Origin of the sequence: Proteus hauseri (assembly GCF_040139125.1) — a bacterium.
Lineage (GTDB): Bacteria > Pseudomonadota > Gammaproteobacteria > Enterobacterales > Enterobacteriaceae > Proteus > Proteus hauseri_B.
In genome coordinates this window covers 89,193-105,939 of the sequence record NZ_JBEEUB010000009.1, presented here as the reverse complement: position 1 = coordinate 105,939, position 16,747 = coordinate 89,193, and the positions used below count along the sequence as shown (strand labels likewise).

Sequence of the window (16,747 nt, the reverse complement as noted above, 5' to 3'; positions counted from 1 at the left end):
ATAGTTTCTTATCATCGACTTAGTACCACCTGATAGCTATTACAAACACATCCATCATACTTATTTATTTTTAGAATTGATTGCCTGAATAAATATATTTTCCATTTTATTCAACATATTATCTAAACCAAACTGTGCTATAGCATGCTCGAGTGAGGCTTGCCCCATTTGCTGGCGCAGTTCATCAGATGCCATTAACTTAGCAAGATAACTTGTTAATGTTTCTTGCACTTGAGGCGCTAAAGTAAATCCTGTTTTTCCATCAATAACAGCTTCACTAATTGCACCAACAGTCGTTGAAACAACTGGCAAGCCACACGCCATTGCCTGCATAATACCTTGTGGCACACCTTCATTACCAAAAGAAGGCAATGCAAAAAGATCCATCGCATTAAGGCAATCAGGCACATCATCACGATTGCCTAAGAAAAAAATACTCTGCTCTAATCCTGCCGCTTTTACCATAGGTTCTAAATTTTTACGTTGAGGACCATCTCCAACAAAAATGAGCTGCCAATCAGGAAACTGTTGATGCAATGTTTTCCATGCTTCAACCAAATATTTATGTCCTTTCCAAGTACGCATTGTTGCCACAATACCGAGCGTCTGTTTATTGGGAAGTCCAATTTTTTCTCTAGCGAGCTGTTTCTCTTGCGGATAAAAACGTTGTAAATCAATGCCTGTTGGCACTGATGTCATACGCTCTAAAGGAAAACGGTTATGCAGATGTAGGGTTTGACGTAATTTTTCGCCTGTCGTGGCAATGTGCGCACTTGATGAAAGATAGAGCCAGCGAGTAGGTAACGAGCGAGAAACATCCGTTGATACATGACGGGTACGAACAATAACCGGTGGTTTACGCAATGTTGCACACGCGACAGCAACTAACCAAGCATCTGTAGAGCTATGCGTGTTAATTACATCAAATTGTTGGTGATGTTTTTTCAACCACTGGCAAATTGCTTTTAGTGCAGACCAGCGTTTTTTCTCTATCGGTAAGGTAATAACATGGATGCCATACTCAGAGGCAACTTTGGCAATTTTAGAGTTAGGGCAGCAAATCAGAGATACACGATGCCCTCTGCGGATCATTCCTTGAGATTCAGTCAATATGCGAATTTCCTGACCACCCCATCCACAAGAAGACTCTGTATGTAATATTGATAACACAGGCTTATCCATCTACAACCCATTACCGAATGACCCAAAAAGGAGAGTCAGTATAACGAAAGTGTATGATAAGTTCATAATGGCTTTACCTAGTTATACTTATCAGACCCCAGATAACAAAAAACCCGACACTAGGTCGGGTTTTTTAAGAAGACCAAAATTATTTAATTTTAGCTTCTTTATACAGCACATGCTGGCGAACAACTGGATCGAATTTTTTCATTTCCAGTTTTTCTGGCATAGTGCGTTTGTTCTTCGTAGTGGTATAGAAGTGACCTGTACCAGCAGAAGAAACGAGTTTAATTTTCTCGCGAATACCTTTAGCCATTTTTCAGCTCCTAGAACTTCTCACCACGGACACGTAAATCTGCTAACACAGACTCGATGCCTTTCTTATCAATAACACGCATACCTTTAGCAGATACACGCAGAGTTACGAAACGTTTCTCAGACTCAACCCAGAAACGGTGAGAGTGCAGGTTTGGCAGAAAACGGCGTTTAGTCGCGTTTAATGCGTGAGAGCGGTTATTACCACTCACAGGACGCTTGCCGGTAACTTGGCAGACTCGGGACATGTCTATTCTCCAAAAATCTAATCAGCTCGAGCTTTAGTATCAGGTTTGGCCGCCTCGTCAGGCTTTGGAGCCCATCTCAGCAACTTTTTAACGAACGAAAAACTATGTAATCACCTCAGGAAAAACTTGCTGAGATAGGCTCTTCTCGCCAAACCCAAGATCCTCAAAGGTGGCGTAGTATACGCCCAATGGCGTCAACGCTCAAGACCCGTACAAATAAAGATTGACAAAAATTACAAAAAAGATCTGTTATAACCAACCCTGTTCAGCAAAAGAAACACAGTTATCATGCCCAATAACGAGGTGATCGAGCACATTTACACCCACTAACTGACAGGCAGCAAATATTTTTTCAGTGATCTGTTTGTCTGCAAGACTAGGCTCAGAAATACCAGATGGATGATTATGAGCCAGAATAATAGAAGATGCATTTCTTTTGATGGATTGTCGAACAATTTCTCGAGGATGCACTTCAACACGGTTAATTGTGCCTTTAAACATCTCTTCAAAACCAATCATTTGATTTTGATTATCCAGAAAAAGTACGACAAAAACTTCTCTTTCACGCCAATTTAGTAATTTCTGTAAATAATATTTGGTCTCTTCTGAAGAAGATAACACGTTTTTATACATAAATTGTGTAGTGGAGAAACGTTGCGCCATCTCGTTAATTGCTTGTAGTTGGCTAAATTTTCCAATACCTACACCTTTAAAGCGACCTAATATTTCATAATCCGCACTGATAACATGATATAAAGAGCCACACTCTTTAAGTAAGAAATCAGCGAGCTCTAATACTGACTTTTCATAAGTACCTGTTCGTAAAAATATGGCAAGTAATTCAGTATCAGTCAGTGATTCAGCACCATAAAGAGCGAGTTTTTCTCTGGGTAAAAGAGCGCTTATAGGTAGGTTTTCCATCCTTGGTTCTCCTTAAACATGATATTGCTGAAACCATAATCACGTAAAAAATAATCACAAAATGCATATCATAAAATGTATGTCATAAAACAACTGTTGTTTTATACAGTTGAATTACTATAAACTGCTCAGATTGTATAAAAAAGCCACTTTTAAAAATTATGAGAGATAAGCGGCAAGAATTAATTTTATAAAACATCGCATTACATAGAGTTCCTAATTTACTTGTTCCTTGTGGTAAAATTACGGGTATTTATTTATGTACTTAGGCATTCAATCATGACTACACTTCACGAAAAAAAGATTATTCTTGGGATCAGTGGCGGTATCGCGGCCTATAAAGCACCTGAACTTGTACGCCGTTTACGCGATAAAGGCGCTATTGTACGTGTCGTCATGACACCCGCGGCTCATGCCTTTGTTACACCATTATCTTTGCAAGCGGTTTCTGGCTTTCCAGTGGCAGATAACTTACTTGATCCCGCAGCTGAAGCCGCAATGGGGCATATTGAGTTAGGTAAATGGGCTGACCTTATTTTACTTGCTCCAGCAACTGCTGATTTAATTGCACGTTTACGGGCTGGTATAGCAAATGATTTGTTAACAACACTCTGTTTAGCAAGTACAGCACCTATTGCGATAGCACCTGCAATGAATCAACAAATGTATAGGGCACAGATAACACAAGAAAATTTATCTGCATTAGCTCAAAGAGGCTGCTTAATTTGGGGACCTGATTCTGGTAGCCAAGCCTGTGGTGATGTAGGACCAGGTAGAATGCTTGATCCACTTGATTTAGTCGCTTTAGCAGAAAAACAATTAGCACCTCAGCCGCAAGACTTTGTTGGTAAAAAAATAACGATAACCGCCGGACCAACTCGTGAAGCACTTGACCCTGTTAGATTTATTAGCAATCACAGCTCAGGGAAAATGGGCTTTGCTATTGCACAAGCAGCGGCACTTCGTGGTGCTGATGTCACGCTGATTGCAGGTCCTGTCACATTACCGACACCCGCTTGTGTTAAACGTATCGATGTAGAAAGTGCACAAGAGATGTACGAACACGTGATGAATTTAGCGCCGTCACAAGATATTTTTATTGGCTGTGCCGCTGTTGCTGATTATCGAGCTAAAATCATTGCTAACGAAAAAATAAAAAAACAAGGTGATGAAGTGACTATCACCATGGTAAAAAATCCCGATATTGTAGCCAGTGTAGGAAAAATGACCGAATATCGCCCTTTTGTTGTTGGATTTGCAGCGGAAACCCAGAATGTGGAAGAATATGCTCGCAAAAAAAGAGAACAGAAGGGGCTTGATTTAATCTGTGCCAATGATGTTTCTCTTGAAAATCATGGTTTTAATAGTGATAGTAATGCATTACACCTTATTTGGGCTGATGGAGAAACACGTTTGCCCCACAGTAGTAAAACACAACTTAGCCATCGCCTACTTGACGAGATAGCCAAACATTATGATGAAAAAAATTGACGTTAAAATCCTTGATCCACGTATTGGTCAGGAATATCCACTACCCGCTTATGCAACAACAGGCTCTGCAGGTTTAGACTTACGTGCTTGCCTTGATGCGCCACTTATTTTGGCGCCAGGACAAACTGAGTTGCTTCCTACTGGTCTTGCTGTGCATATAGCAGATGAAGGATTAGCGGCGATGGTGCTCCCTCGTTCAGGTCTAGGACATAAACACGGAGTAGTACTTGGGAATTTAGTGGGATTAATCGATTCTGACTATCAAGGACAACTTATGGTATCGGTATGGAATAGAGGTCAACAACCTTTTACCATCGAACCTGGTGAACGTATTGCTCAAATGGTTATCGTACCTGTTGTTCAAGCTGAATTTAATATTGTTGAAGATTTTACCGCAACGGAACGTGGTAGTGGTGGCTTTGGTCACTCAGGTCGCAAATAATTACAGCGATCTATATTAATTAAATCAATGACGATATCACTCCCTTTGCACTGATAACCTTCGTGCAAAGGTTTACTGATTTGTTTTGCTTTTAGCAGGGGCCTTATCAGTCATGGCAGAAGAAAAAGAAACAAAAAAGAAAAGAAATAGACGGGATGAGATATTACAGTCACTTGCCCAAATGTTGGAATCAAGTGATGGTAGCCAACGTATAACAACAGCAAAGTTAGCTGCTACAGTCGGTGTTTCTGAGGCAGCACTCTATCGACATTTCCCGAGTAAAACCAAAATGTTTGATAGCTTAATAGAGTTTATCGAAGACAGCTTGGTATCTCGTATTAATTTGATCTTGAAAGATGAAAAAGAGACTATCGCAAGAATTCGCCTTATTCTTATTTTGATCCTTGGTTTCGCTGAAAAAAATCCGGGTTTATCTCGTATTCTAACGGGTCATGCCTTAATGTTTGAACAAGACCGATTACAAAGTCGGATTAATCAGTTATATGAGCGTATTGAAGTACAACTTCGACAAGTCATTAAAGAACGCAAAATCCGTGAAGGACACGCATTCTTACATGATGAAGCACTATTGGCATCACAACTACTCGCATTTTGTGAAGGCATGTTAGCACGCTTTGTACGCACTGAATTTCGTTATCAACCAACACAAGAGTTTGAAGCCCGTTGGCCATTAATTCTGGCACAATTACAATGAAATGATAGGCTTGTGATTTAACTCAAAAATTGAAAACGACAGATATGCCGTTTTTTACTTATTTGTGTTAACATGTGTTATTGGGTAGATAAGACCCTAGAAATATTTATCAGGAATGGCACTAATGCGATTCCTCTCTTGTGACTTAGGCTACAGCCTTGTCCCTGCTATAAAAAGTCCTTTTTATATTTCAATGTCTGTGATAATTCTCACAGAGATTTCATTGTACTACTCACCCCGCCCATTATTGGGCGAGGGCTTTTTTTTGCCTATTCTTAATTGACCAATCTACTTATCTATTTGCTTTTAATTTATTTATGCATTTACACCATAGCGTTCACGGTAAGCTTTAACTGCAGGTAAGTGCTCAGATAACGTTTTACTTTCACTTAGATAACTAATTAAATCATCTAAAGTAATAATGGAATAAACCTGACACTGATAATCACGTTTTAACTCTTGAATTGCCGAAAGTTCTGCACGCCCTTTTTCTTGTCTATCAAGGCTTAATAGTACAGCCGACAATGTCGCATCATGCTGCTTAATAATTTCCATCGATTCACGTATTGCAGTCCCTGCTGTAATAACGTCATCGACAATCACCACATTACCTTTTAGAGGGCTTCCTACTAACGTTCCCCCTTCACCATGATCTTTTGCTTCTTTACGATTAAAGCAATAAGGAATGTCGATATCATGATGCTCAACTAATGCAACTGCAGTAGTCGTTGCAATAGGAATACCTTTATAAGCTGGTCCAAATAACACATCACAAGACACATCATTATCTAATAATGTTTGTGCATAAAACTGCCCCAATAAAGCCAAATCACGTCCGGTATTAAATAAACCCGCATTAAAAAAGTAAGGGCTAACACGCCCAGATTTCAGCGTAAACTCACCAAATTTCAATACATTTTTTGCTAATGCTAGTTCGATAAAGCGGCGTTGGTAGGCTTTCATTTTGTTCTCCTCTCTACGTTACTTGATGACAAATTTTAGGCATAAAAAAGGCGACTTCTCAGTCGCCTATTAAAATAGAATTTATTGCTTAAGCGCCTCTTTTTGCGCTTCAAATATTTTCTCTATTCCCCCCTTCGCGAGGGAGAGTAAAGAGAGTAATTCTTCGTGGCTAAAAGGTTCGGCTTCTGCCGTTCCTTGCACTTCTATCATGCGACCATCATCGATCATCACAACATTCATATCGGTTTCTGCTGCAGAATCTTCAACATATTCAAGATCACACAGTGGTTCGCCATCAACAATACCTACCGAAACGGCAGCTACCATCGATTTTAGAGGGCTTTTCTTTAACTTGCCTTCTTCAACCATTTTATTTAAAGCGTCCACTAATGCGACACAAGCACCAGAGATAGATGCTGTACGTGTACCGCCATCAGCTTGAATAACATCACAGTCAACAGTAATGGTAAATTCGCCTAGTGCTTTTAAATCAACCGCTGCACGCAATGAGCGAGCGATTAAGCGCTGAATTTCCATTGTACGACCCGTTTGCTTACCACGAGCAGCTTCACGGGCATTACGACTATTGGTCGCACGAGGAAGCATGCCATACTCAGCGGTTATCCAACCTTGACCTTGTCCTTTTAGAAAACGTGGTACACCTTCTTCCACTGTTGCATTACATAAGACTTTAGTATCACCAAATTCGACTAATACAGAACCCTCGGCATGTTTTGTATAATGACGAGTAATAGTAATAGGACGCACTTGATTTGCTTGTCTGTCTGCTGGACGCATGGTGTTCTCTCCGCTTTCTCTGACATATTGGGGGCGCATTATACGACCTAAAAAGGCTTATGCCTATCCTGTATTGATGCCTAGGGTTATAATCCTATCATCTTTTACTACATTGAGACCCAATTATGATCCGTAGCATGACCGCTTTTGCTCGCCGAGATATCAAAAAAGAGTGGGGTACTGCCGCTTGGGAACTACGTTCTGTCAACCAGCGTTACCTTGAAACTTATATTCGTTTACCTGAACAATTACGTAGTTTAGAGCCCGTTATTCGTGAACGCCTGCGTAATCGTTTAACCCGAGGCAAGATAGAGTGCAATTTGCGTTTTGATCTTAATGCTCGTTTTCAAGGAGAGTTATCTCTTGATGAAAATCTAGCAAAACAGTTGGTAGTTTCTGCCAATTGGGTAAAAAGCCATAGCCATGAAGGAACAATTAATCCATTTGATATTTTACGTTGGCCGGGTGTAATTTCTGCACAAGAACAAGATTTAGATGCAATTGGTACCCAATTACTAGAAGAACTTGACCTTGCTATCGATGCCTTTATTGCCAGCCGTGAAGCAGAAGGACAAGCACTAAAAACATTGATTGAGCAACGCTTGGATGCTGTCAGTGCTGAAGTTGTGAAGGTTAGAACACAGATGCCAGAAATTTTACAATGGCAACGTGAGCGCCTTACTAGCAAGCTAGAAGAAGCTCAAGTTCAAATTGATAATAATCGTTTAGAACAAGAGTTAGTAATGTTAGCGCAACGTTTAGATGTCGCTGAAGAGCTGGATAGATTAGAAGCACATGTTAAAGAGACACATAAAATTCTCGTGAAAAAAGAGGCTGTTGGTCGCCGCCTTGATTTTATGATGCAAGAATTTAACCGCGAATCAAATACTTTAGCGTCAAAATCAATTAATACAGAAGTCACTAATTCAGCCATTGAATTAAAAGTTTTAATTGAACAAATGCGTGAGCAGATCCAAAATATTGAGTAAGATTTCTTAGCGGTTTACAGCCCATCATTAGCCAGCCGATACCTTGTATTTGCTGGCTTTTTATTATAATAAATTTCTAATTTTAGTTGCTTCATTTTTATAAATCGAACAATGTACATCTGAGATATACAATTTAAACGTACAATAAAGAAATGAGAAAAACAGTTATGCATACCTATACTTCTACTCAAGCTCGGGCTCATATTTCTGAAGTTTTAAACACCGCTATTCATGGTGAGCCAGTGGAAATAACCCGTAGAGATGACACCTCAGCTGTAGTTATCAGTAAGGTTGAATTTGAAGCCTACCAAAACACAAAACTGGACGCTGAATTCGATATAATAATGCAACGTCATGAACATACAATAAAGGCATTAACAAACCGATGAATTGGGTAAGTGCAAAAGAAGTCATTGCTTTGGAAAATTTAACGGTAGAAGCCGCTACAGGTACTAAAAATACACAACAGTTAGCACAATACCTAAGAAAATTAAGTGATAAAAACTAAAACTATTTAATCACTCACCCAACGCCTTTCTAATAAACCCTCTATTTTCATTAAGCATTTTCGTAGCTTGCTGGGCATCAACACCCGCTAAAATCATTAAAATTGCCGTTTTACAATGGCGATGACATTGTGATAATGCCTCTTCAGCGACAGATCTTTCACATTCTGTTGCTTGCATAACGATACGAATTTGGCGCTCAACAAGTTTGGCATTCGTCGCTTCTACATCCACCATTAAATTACCAAAGATTTTGCCGATTTTAATCATTGCGCCAGTGGTTATCATATTGAGAACCAACTTCTGTGCGGTGCCCGCTTTCATACGTGATGAACCGGTTATCACCTCTGCTCCAACAATCGGTGTAATAGCGATATCAGCAATGCTGGCAATAGGACTTTCAGGATTACAGCTAATCGCTCCCGTTGTTGCACCCAATGATTTGGCATAGTTCAATGCGCCAATCACATAAGGTGTTCTACCACTTGCCGCAATACCCACTAGCACATCTTTTTGGTCAAATTTAAGTTGGCGTAAATCTTGTTCTCCAAGTTCTTGGTTATCTTCAGCATTTTCGACAGCTTGTAAAATTGCTTTATGACCACCAGCAATTAAACCAATCACCATTTCATGAGGCGTACCATAAGTTGGAGGACACTCACTGGCATCGAGAATTCCTAATCGACCCGATGTACCCGCCCCACAATAAATTAAACGCCCACCTTGATGAAAAGCTTCAGCAACTTTATCAACTAGCTTAGCAATATCGGGTAATGTTGCTTCAACGGCAAATGGCACCTTTTTATCTTCATTATTGATAACTTTTAGCATGCTGAGTGTTGAAAGTGTGTCGATATTCTCACTTTCACTATTTCTGCTTTCAGTTATAAGATTGCTAAGATCGATTGCCATTTTATACCTCGATTTTTATTATTTATTTTTTTAAACTGAAGAAATTAACTGCTTTTATATCATTATTCTTACTAAGATTTTCAAAATCATTACAAATGGTACTCTACATGACATATTTTAAATTTATTCGGACTTTTATCAGTCTAATCACTATTTTATTTTCATTTTCGCTACAAGCAAACTTTGAACAACAAGATAAAAAGCTTTTTGAAGCAACACAAAAAGAAGCGTTAAGCCATAATGCACAAGCTCAATATCAATTAGCAGAAATGTATTTTATGGGTAGAGGTACAGAACAGAACTTATTGAACGCACAATTATGGGCACAAGAGGCAATAAAAAAAGAGTACGCAGATGCCTATGCATTGTTAGCTGAAATCTATTTATTTAATAGCGATCCCTATTTTAAAACCCTTTATGTGGATGCCAGAGAACTTGCCACAATATCGGCAAACAAAGGGAGTAATCGTGGAAAAATCAGCTTAGCTACTTCATTAATAGCCCCCCTTTCCGGTGAAACCGATTATAAAAAAGCGATTTCACTGCTTGAAGACGTTATCGCGGCAAACGATCCAGAACTTGTTTATGCACCCATTTGGCTCGGTGTTATTTATAGTGGTGTAGGTGATGTTCCTGTTGATACAAAAAAAGCCAATATGCTATTTGCTAAAGCTAATGAAACAACCTTTGCTGGGTTTGCTCAAGCCATGGCGTCTTTTATGTTTTCAGGTCAATATCATATTATTCAGCCCAATAAGCAAAAAGCCAAAGAATTAATGCAACAGGCTTGTGAAGAAGCAAAAAAAGTTGGCAATGAGTTTTATTGCCAACAATAACTAAAAATTAACCCAAATTTTAATACGATAAATAACCCTAACTTAATTGAAGACAAGAGACTGTGAACGAGCAGTCTCTACTCTTCTTTTATCCCTATCTGCCTATAGCCTAATATTTACAATGCCATACGGTATTCTATTACACCTGGCTTTTCAGCTACCCAATCATATAAACGTTGCCCACGTAAATTAGTCTCTTGCGTATGCCAATATAAACGTGCGCAATGACGTTTTTTCGCTTCTTGATTCACAAATTCAATTAGCTGTTTTCCAATATGGCGACCTCGGGCATCAGGAGAAACAAATAAATCTTCTAAATAACAAAAATCACTCTCAGCCCATGTTGAACGATGGAAAAGATAATGAACAAAACCCAGTACTTTTTCACCCTCTAATGCAACAGCACAATACATAGGCTCTTGCTCATCAAAAAAGCGTGACCATGTTTTTAATGTTGTCTGTTCTGATAGTTCGACTTTATAAAATGCTTGGTAACTCAACCAATGAGGTAACCATTGTGCATAGTATTCTTGTTCGATAAATTTAATCGACACAGTTATTGGTGTTTGATTCATCACTCAGCTTCCCTCGATTGTTATAAAACGACATAAAACAAAACATCATCACCCTCTCTTTATGTTTGCCATGGTACGTTTTATTCTGGTTCTAAATAAGGTACACTTTTTGTGTTTTTATAGGATCCACTTGTGATGAAACAGAAAAAACCAGCCTACTTTCCTAACTTAGTTTTAGAAACGGGTCCTATTGGCTCACAGGTTTATCACGCCATTAGAAAAGCCATTTTAGATGGGCGATTAACCTCTGGTAGTCGCTTACCTTCAACACGAACATTAGCTGAAATGATGTCGATTTCACGCAATTCTGTTATTGCTGGGTTTGAGCGACTAATTGATGAGGGCTATTTATTAACTCGACGAGGTGCAGGCACTTTTGTTGCTTCGACTATTCCTGATGAACTCATTCAAACAACAAACAACCTAACCTCATTATCATCAAGTAGTGCACCTACTGATGCTCTCAACCCTAACATCCAAAAAGCACAAACGTTTTGGTCGAATTCTCAACCAAATGCTAATAGTGGTCATATGTTTCATATTGGTGTGGGATGTGTTGATCTCTTTCCACATGAACTTTGGGGAAGACTATTAGGACGAATTTGGCGACAATCGAAAAAGGCACTTGCAACCTTCAACTCACCCATGGGTTATCTGCCGCTAAGAGAGATGATTTGCCAATATGTACAATCAACACGAGGGCTTAATTGTCAGCCTGAACAAATCATCATCGTGAATGGCACACAGCAGGCAATTAATCTTACAGCAAGAGTATTATTAAAAGAGGGTGATAAAGTTTGGTTAGATGATCCGGGTTATGACAGCGCACTAGGCATATTTACGTCTTATGGCATAGAAGTACAACCCATTACTTCTGACATTCATGGGATGGATATTTCTCAGGGGATAACTAAAAACCCTGATGCAAAGTTAGTATTTACAACACCGTCTCATCAATTTCCATTAGGTAATACGCTCTCTCTTGCTCGACGTATCGCGCTATTAGAGTGGGCATCAAAAAATAACATGTGGATTTTTGAAGACGACTATAACAGTGAGTTTCGTTACCACTCAAAACCGATTCAAGCGCTACAAGGCCTAGATAAACATCAACGTGTTATTTATGCAGGTACTTTCTCAAAAATGATGTACCCAGGCTTTCGTTTAGGTTTCTTGGTGGTACCACAAAGTTTAGTGTCAGCGTTTGAAGTAGCAAAATATTACACAGACTCTCACTCAGGCTTCTTAGAACAAGCTACTTTAGCGCTGTTTATCTCACAAGGTCATTATGCTCGTCATGTACGCCGTATTAGAAAAGCGTGTTATGAGCGTTATTTAGCTCTCAAAAACGCTATTGAAACCCATCTATCTCATGTATTTAAAGTCGAACCAACCGATTCGGGTATCCATATTGTCTGCTGGTTACAAGCAGGATATACAGAAGAATATATTATTAAAAAGAGCCGGGAAATTGGGTTAGGTATACAGCCGTTGTCGCGCTATTGTATTCAACCATATCAAAAACAAGGTGTACTATTAGGGTATGCTGCACATAATCCCATTAAAATAGAAAGAGATATTATCGCCCTTGCAAAACAGTTATCTTAAATAACTGTTTATTTTCTTATTAAGAAGAAACGATAAAACACTACAAAAATAGCATAAAAATATTATTTTATTTTTGGCGTACAATAATAAACCCATGCAGGTGGGACATTTAACATCACACGTTTTTTTTCCAAATGAAAATAACGAGATAATATTTTTTCATAACGCGTAGTATATTGAAAAAGAACAAAGCAACCTTGGCTTTTTAATAATTCTTGATGTACACGCTTTAAAATTTTCAAACCTGTTTTTTTAGGAATAGATAAAAAAGGAAGCCCCGAAATAATTATATTATAATGACTATCTAACGACTCTGCCGAGGTAGTATAAATCATTAGTCGGTCATCATTAATCTTACGCAATTGTGTTGTAAAACTAGGTTCTATTTCAAAGACATCAAGCGTAGAACCAAGAGACATTCTCTTTAAAATCTGTTGCGTAATAACGCCTGTTCCCGCACCTAATTCTGCAACTTGAATATCACGTTTCCAGTTAAGTTTATCTAGCATTTCATAACATAACCAACGAGATGAAGGTGCAATAGTACCCATTGTAGTCGGCGAGATAACAAATCGTTTTAAGTACGAGTAGTATGTAGACAATGGAATAAATGTTGAGATATCCATACTCACCTCCAGAAGCCTTTTTATAAAGGTAAAATAAAAATCAGATTAAATGAAGAACATTCATCGTTATTTTTAATTTATGAAATTACGTCATCCACTCAATGACCGATCTTCAGTATAAAGCTTGGAGCCATATCTAAGTAAATACGTTTTTCTTATATATTACACTATTTTACATTTACTCCTTTTTACTCAAATTTATTAATCATTTTTTATTTATCTTTAATTTACTAAGAGATATAAGAAATAGAAAATTATTCTTAGGGCGATTAATCTTAATTCACCTCGCTTTTTAACAACTTATTGATATTTGTTCGTTCTGTCACTTTCTTTTGTTAACTCTAGTTAGACTATAAGAAACACTTCTAATTCTTTAGCTAATAATCAATAAATTCACTTGCACCGATGCTTATATTTTGTCAGGTTAGTGTGAGGTCTCTCACTAATTCCTACAGACAAGGACAGGGTAACTACAATGAAAAATGTTGGTTTTGTGGGCTGGCGTGGTATGGTCGGCTCCGTTTTAATGCAAAGAATGGTTGAAGAGCGTGATTTTGATGGGATAAACCCAATTTTCTTCACCACATCTCAACTTGGTGAAGCAGCCCCCGCATATGGTAATCACCGCAGCACACTACAAGATGCTTATGATATTGATACCTTAGCTTCTCTCGATATCATTATTAGCTGCCAAGGTGGCGATTACACCAATGATGTCTATCCAAAATTACGTAATGCAGGTTGGCAAGGCTACTGGATTGATGCGGCATCTGCACTGCGTATGAACGATGATGCAGTCATTATTCTTGATCCCGTTAATGGCAAGCATATTCAAGATAGCCTAAATAAAGGTATTAAAGCCTTCGTCGGTGGAAACTGCACCGTGAGCTTAATGTTGATGTCACTGGGTGGTCTTTTTGCTAATAATTTAGTGGAATGGGCAAGTGTATCAACTTACCAAGCGGCTTCTGGCGCAGGTGCTCGTCATATGAGAGAACTGCTATCACAAATGGGTTCACTACATAATCAAGTGGTTAAAGAACTCGAAAACCCAGCATCAGCTATTTTAGATATTGAACGTAAAGTGACTAACTTTACTCGTAGTGGTTCAATGCCAACTGAGCAGTTTGGTGTTCCATTAGCGGGTAGTTTGATCCCTTGGATTGATAAACAACTGGAAAATGGACAGAGTCGCGAAGAGTGGAAAGGACAAGCTGAGACCAATAAAATTCTCAATACAGGCTCCAACATTATTCCTGTTGATGGTCTTTGTGTTCGTATTGGTGCATTACGTTGTCATAGCCAAGCATTCACCCTTAAACTGAAGAAAGACCTGCCTGTCGCTGAAATTGAGCAACTCTTAGCTGGACATAATGATTGGGTTAAAGTCATTCCAAATGATCGCGAATTAACTATACGTGAACTTACACCTGCCGCAGTAACAGGCACATTAAGCACACCAGTAGGACGTATTCGTAAACTGAATATGGGACCTGAGTTTATTTCAGCCTTTACTGTGGGTGACCAACTGTTATGGGGTGCGGCTGAACCTTTACGCCGTATGCTTAATATTTTGCGGTGATTTCTCTTAATAAGAATATCGACCATATAATGAAAGATAAATGGTTGGTATTCTTATTCTCATTAAATAAGCCTATTTTTCATTTCCTCTCTTATATCTTATATCTTATACCTTTTCCCTTTATTTCATTTAAATAATTTTTAATTTTTAATATTTTGTTTATTTGTGTCCTTTATAAAAACTCACATCTTCTTTTATTTGAATAATAAAACTAAAGAGTACCTCAAAAACCAACAGCATAATCTGCTTATTTTTAAATAAAAATAAGATTAAAAATAAAAAACACTTTTTAAACAGAAGAAAGGTAATGATAAAAAAATAGTAATTATAATTATTTCTAATATATTTCTGGCTTATTTTTTGTTTTCCTTTGATTGCGGTAACTACTTATTATATAAAAATAATTTTACTTTATATTGCTATTTATTTAAGGTTGATTTTACTATTCTAGTAAAAAGATACATTGCAAACATGACAACAAAAACACAACCAAATAAGAAAGGCTTTCTTAACCGAGTCGAGCGTATCGGCAATATTATGCCTGATGTCACTATGTTATTTTTCTATGCATTAGTGATTTGCTGGGTATTCTCCTTCTTCCTTTCTTTCATAAGTTTTGATTATATACATCCAGTTAGTAAAGAAAAAATTGCCGTTATTAATATGTTTCAGTATGAAGAAATCATATTGTTTGTTACCGGTGCTGTAAAAAACTTTATTAACTTTCCACCATTAGGAATAACTATTGTTGCGACATTAGGTATTGGTATCGCTGAAAGCAGTGGTTTTATTAAAACAGCATTGAAAAAAATGCTCTCATTTATTTCGCCTAAAATGTTAACCCCAACTGTTGTATTTGTGGGAATTGTGGCTCACTTAGCGTCAGATTCAGCTTATGTTATTTTAATGCCTGTTTCTGCGATGATGTTTTATGCCAGTGGACGACATCCACTAGCAGGTATAGCCGCTTCTTTTGCAGGTTTAGCAGGTGGATTTACTGCAAGTTATACACCTTCGATTATCGATCCTATTATGCAAAGCTTTACACAAGAAGCCGCTCAAATAATGGCTCCAGGTTATAGTGTAAATGTTTTGTGTAACTACTTTTTTAGTCTTGGAGGAACATTTGGCGTTATTTTAACCTGTTGGTATATCACTGAAAAAATTGTGGAACCTTGGTTAAATAAAAACTGCCCAGTATCTTCAGGGATCGACACTAACGATACCCAATTAGATGAAATTACACCTGTAGAAAAACGAGCATTCCGTTTTGCAGGTTGGGCAGTAGTGCTGATGGGGATTGGTTTATTTGCACTGTTATTACCAGAATCCTCACCATTACGTTCACCAGAAGGCAGTTTAACCAGCCCTAAAGCCCCAATTATGCAAATTGTGGTACCTTTATTGTTTATCTTCTTCTCTGTACCCGGTTTAATCTATGGCTATATGACCAAGTCTTTTGCTTCCACAAAAGATATTGTTAAAGCGATGGAAAATATCACTAAATCGCTGATCCCATTTATCGTTTTTGCCTTTTTTGCGGCTCAGTTCCTTTACTCTTTCCAACACTCGAATTTAGGGACTTTATTAGCGTTATCGGGTGCAGAGTTACTGCGTACGCTTAATATGCCTTCAGGTATGACGGTATTAGGTGTGATTTTGCTGACTGCGATTTTAAATATCATGATCACCTCAGCAACATCAAAATGGGCTGTTATTGCACCGGTATTAGTGCCAATGTTAATGGCTGTTGGGATCTCTCCAGAATTAACACAAGCTGCATTTCGCGTCAGCGATTCAGCAATGAATGTCAGCACCCCAATGTTTCCTTTCTATCCACTTATTTTGATGTATTGCCAAAAGTACTATAAAGGTGCAGGGATCGGGACACTGTGTTCAATGATGATACCGTTTACTGTTGGCTTACTGATTGTTTTAACTGCTACCTTATTCCTTTTCTGGGGATTAGAGATCCCTCTAGGTTTCGATAGCGGATATACATGGCAACCAGCGCCCTAAACCCTATTGACTAGATCGA

Annotated in this window: 19 protein-coding genes; 10 read left to right on the top strand and 9 right to left on the bottom strand. The window is 38.3% G+C overall.

The annotated features are described in order from the left end of the window. Positions 1 to 60: 60 nt before the first annotated feature. The 4 genes from ABN099_RS14930 to radC all read right to left on the bottom strand — a co-directional run bounded on the left by ABN099_RS14930 (position 61) and on the right by radC (position 2,666). Positions 61 to 1,182 carry a glycosyltransferase family 4 protein gene (locus ABN099_RS14930; RefSeq protein ID WP_349464754.1) on the bottom strand — a complete coding sequence of 374 codons (1,122 nt, stop codon included), beginning with the start codon at positions 1,180 to 1,182 and terminating at the stop codon, positions 61 to 63. A 148-nt stretch (positions 1,183 to 1,330) separates the two neighbouring features. Beyond that, a complete protein-coding gene (rpmG, locus tag ABN099_RS14925) occupies positions 1,331 to 1,498 on the bottom strand; it encodes a 50S ribosomal protein L33 (RefSeq protein ID WP_006534250.1) in 168 nt (55 codons plus the stop codon). Between the two features lie 10 nt (positions 1,499 to 1,508). Next, positions 1,509 to 1,745: a 50S ribosomal protein L28 gene (gene rpmB, locus ABN099_RS14920; RefSeq protein WP_349464752.1), complete on the bottom strand. Its 237-nt coding sequence runs from the start codon at positions 1,743 to 1,745 to the stop codon at positions 1,509 to 1,511. Between the two features lie 249 nt (positions 1,746 to 1,994). After that, positions 1,995 to 2,666 (bottom strand): RadC family protein, encoded by a 672-nt coding sequence (radC, locus tag ABN099_RS14915; protein WP_349464751.1) that lies wholly within the window; start codon positions 2,664 to 2,666, stop codon positions 1,995 to 1,997. Between the two features lie 279 nt (positions 2,667 to 2,945). Here radC and coaBC point away from each other — a divergent pair, with 279 nt between their 5' ends. From coaBC to slmA, 3 genes are all read left to right on the top strand, one after another. After that, positions 2,946 to 4,157, top strand: coding sequence for a bifunctional phosphopantothenoylcysteine decarboxylase/phosphopantothenate--cysteine ligase CoaBC (gene coaBC / locus ABN099_RS14910; RefSeq protein ID WP_349464749.1), 1,212 nt, complete (start codon positions 2,946 to 2,948; stop codon positions 4,155 to 4,157). Continuing rightward, positions 4,141 to 4,599 (top strand): dUTP diphosphatase, encoded by a 459-nt coding sequence (dut, locus tag ABN099_RS14905; RefSeq protein WP_349464747.1) that lies wholly within the window; start codon positions 4,141 to 4,143, stop codon positions 4,597 to 4,599. The genes coaBC and dut overlap by 17 nt, the downstream gene beginning before the upstream one ends. Positions 4,600 to 4,711: 112 nt before the next feature. Next, entirely contained in the window at positions 4,712 to 5,314 is a 603-nt protein-coding gene (gene slmA / locus ABN099_RS14900; RefSeq protein WP_349464745.1) for a nucleoid occlusion factor SlmA, read from the top strand. 315 nt (positions 5,315 to 5,629) lie between these two features. Here slmA and pyrE read toward each other — a convergent pair whose 3' ends face one another. After that, positions 5,630 to 6,277, bottom strand: coding sequence for an orotate phosphoribosyltransferase (gene pyrE, locus ABN099_RS14895; protein ID WP_349464743.1), 648 nt, complete (start codon positions 6,275 to 6,277; stop codon positions 5,630 to 5,632). Positions 6,278 to 6,358: 81 nt separating this feature from the next. Continuing rightward, a complete protein-coding gene (gene rph, locus ABN099_RS14890; protein ID WP_349464909.1) occupies positions 6,359 to 7,075 on the bottom strand; it encodes a ribonuclease PH in 717 nt (238 codons plus the stop codon). A 125-nt stretch (positions 7,076 to 7,200) separates the two neighbouring features. On the opposite strand from rph, the gene ABN099_RS14885 reads away from it, so the two are divergent. From ABN099_RS14885 to ABN099_RS14875, 3 genes are all read left to right on the top strand, one after another. Beyond that, positions 7,201 to 8,064 carry a YicC/YloC family endoribonuclease gene (locus ABN099_RS14885; protein WP_349464741.1) on the top strand — a complete coding sequence of 288 codons (864 nt, stop codon included), beginning with the start codon at positions 7,201 to 7,203 and terminating at the stop codon, positions 8,062 to 8,064. 167 nt (positions 8,065 to 8,231) lie between these two features. Then, on the top strand, positions 8,232 to 8,453 hold the full coding sequence (locus ABN099_RS14880; RefSeq protein WP_349464739.1) for a type II toxin-antitoxin system Phd/YefM family antitoxin: 222 nt from the start codon (positions 8,232 to 8,234) through the stop codon (positions 8,451 to 8,453). Continuing rightward, a complete protein-coding gene (locus ABN099_RS14875) occupies positions 8,450 to 8,572 on the top strand; it encodes a hypothetical protein (RefSeq protein ID WP_349464737.1) in 123 nt (40 codons plus the stop codon). The genes ABN099_RS14880 and ABN099_RS14875 overlap by 4 nt, the downstream gene beginning before the upstream one ends. Positions 8,573 to 8,582: 10 nt before the next feature. Here the strand turns inward: ABN099_RS14875 and murQ are convergent, their stop codons facing one another. Then, positions 8,583 to 9,482 carry an N-acetylmuramic acid 6-phosphate etherase gene (gene murQ, locus ABN099_RS14870; RefSeq protein WP_349464735.1) on the bottom strand — a complete coding sequence of 300 codons (900 nt, stop codon included), beginning with the start codon at positions 9,480 to 9,482 and terminating at the stop codon, positions 8,583 to 8,585. Positions 9,483 to 9,589: 107 nt separating this feature from the next. On the opposite strand from murQ, the gene ABN099_RS14865 reads away from it, so the two are divergent. Then, the gene (locus ABN099_RS14865; protein WP_349464733.1) at positions 9,590 to 10,318 is read left to right on the top strand and encodes a tetratricopeptide repeat protein; all 729 of its coding nucleotides are present in this window, start codon (positions 9,590 to 9,592) and stop codon (positions 10,316 to 10,318) included. 116 nt (positions 10,319 to 10,434) lie between these two features. Here the strand turns inward: ABN099_RS14865 and ABN099_RS14860 are convergent, their stop codons facing one another. After that, the gene (locus ABN099_RS14860) at positions 10,435 to 10,893 is read right to left on the bottom strand and encodes a GNAT family N-acetyltransferase (protein ID WP_349464907.1); all 459 of its coding nucleotides are present in this window, start codon (positions 10,891 to 10,893) and stop codon (positions 10,435 to 10,437) included. A 135-nt stretch (positions 10,894 to 11,028) separates the two neighbouring features. On the opposite strand from ABN099_RS14860, the gene ABN099_RS14855 reads away from it, so the two are divergent. Then, on the top strand, positions 11,029 to 12,501 hold the full coding sequence (locus ABN099_RS14855; protein WP_349464731.1) for a PLP-dependent aminotransferase family protein: 1,473 nt from the start codon (positions 11,029 to 11,031) through the stop codon (positions 12,499 to 12,501). A 62-nt stretch (positions 12,502 to 12,563) separates the two neighbouring features. On the opposite strand, the gene ABN099_RS14850 is transcribed toward ABN099_RS14855, so the two are convergent. After that, complete coding sequence (locus ABN099_RS14850) at positions 12,564 to 13,127, bottom strand: class I SAM-dependent methyltransferase (protein WP_349464729.1); 564 nt, start codon at positions 13,125 to 13,127, stop codon at positions 12,564 to 12,566. Between the two features lie 475 nt (positions 13,128 to 13,602). Between ABN099_RS14850 and asd the strand changes: the two genes are divergently transcribed. Continuing rightward, positions 13,603 to 14,709: an aspartate-semialdehyde dehydrogenase gene (gene asd / locus ABN099_RS14845; protein ID WP_349464727.1), complete on the top strand. Its 1,107-nt coding sequence runs from the start codon at positions 13,603 to 13,605 to the stop codon at positions 14,707 to 14,709. A gap of 471 nt (positions 14,710 to 15,180) precedes the next feature. Beyond that, positions 15,181 to 16,728 (top strand): AbgT family transporter, encoded by a 1,548-nt coding sequence (locus tag ABN099_RS14840; RefSeq protein WP_349464725.1) that lies wholly within the window; start codon positions 15,181 to 15,183, stop codon positions 16,726 to 16,728. Positions 16,729 to 16,747 lie beyond the last annotated feature (19 nt).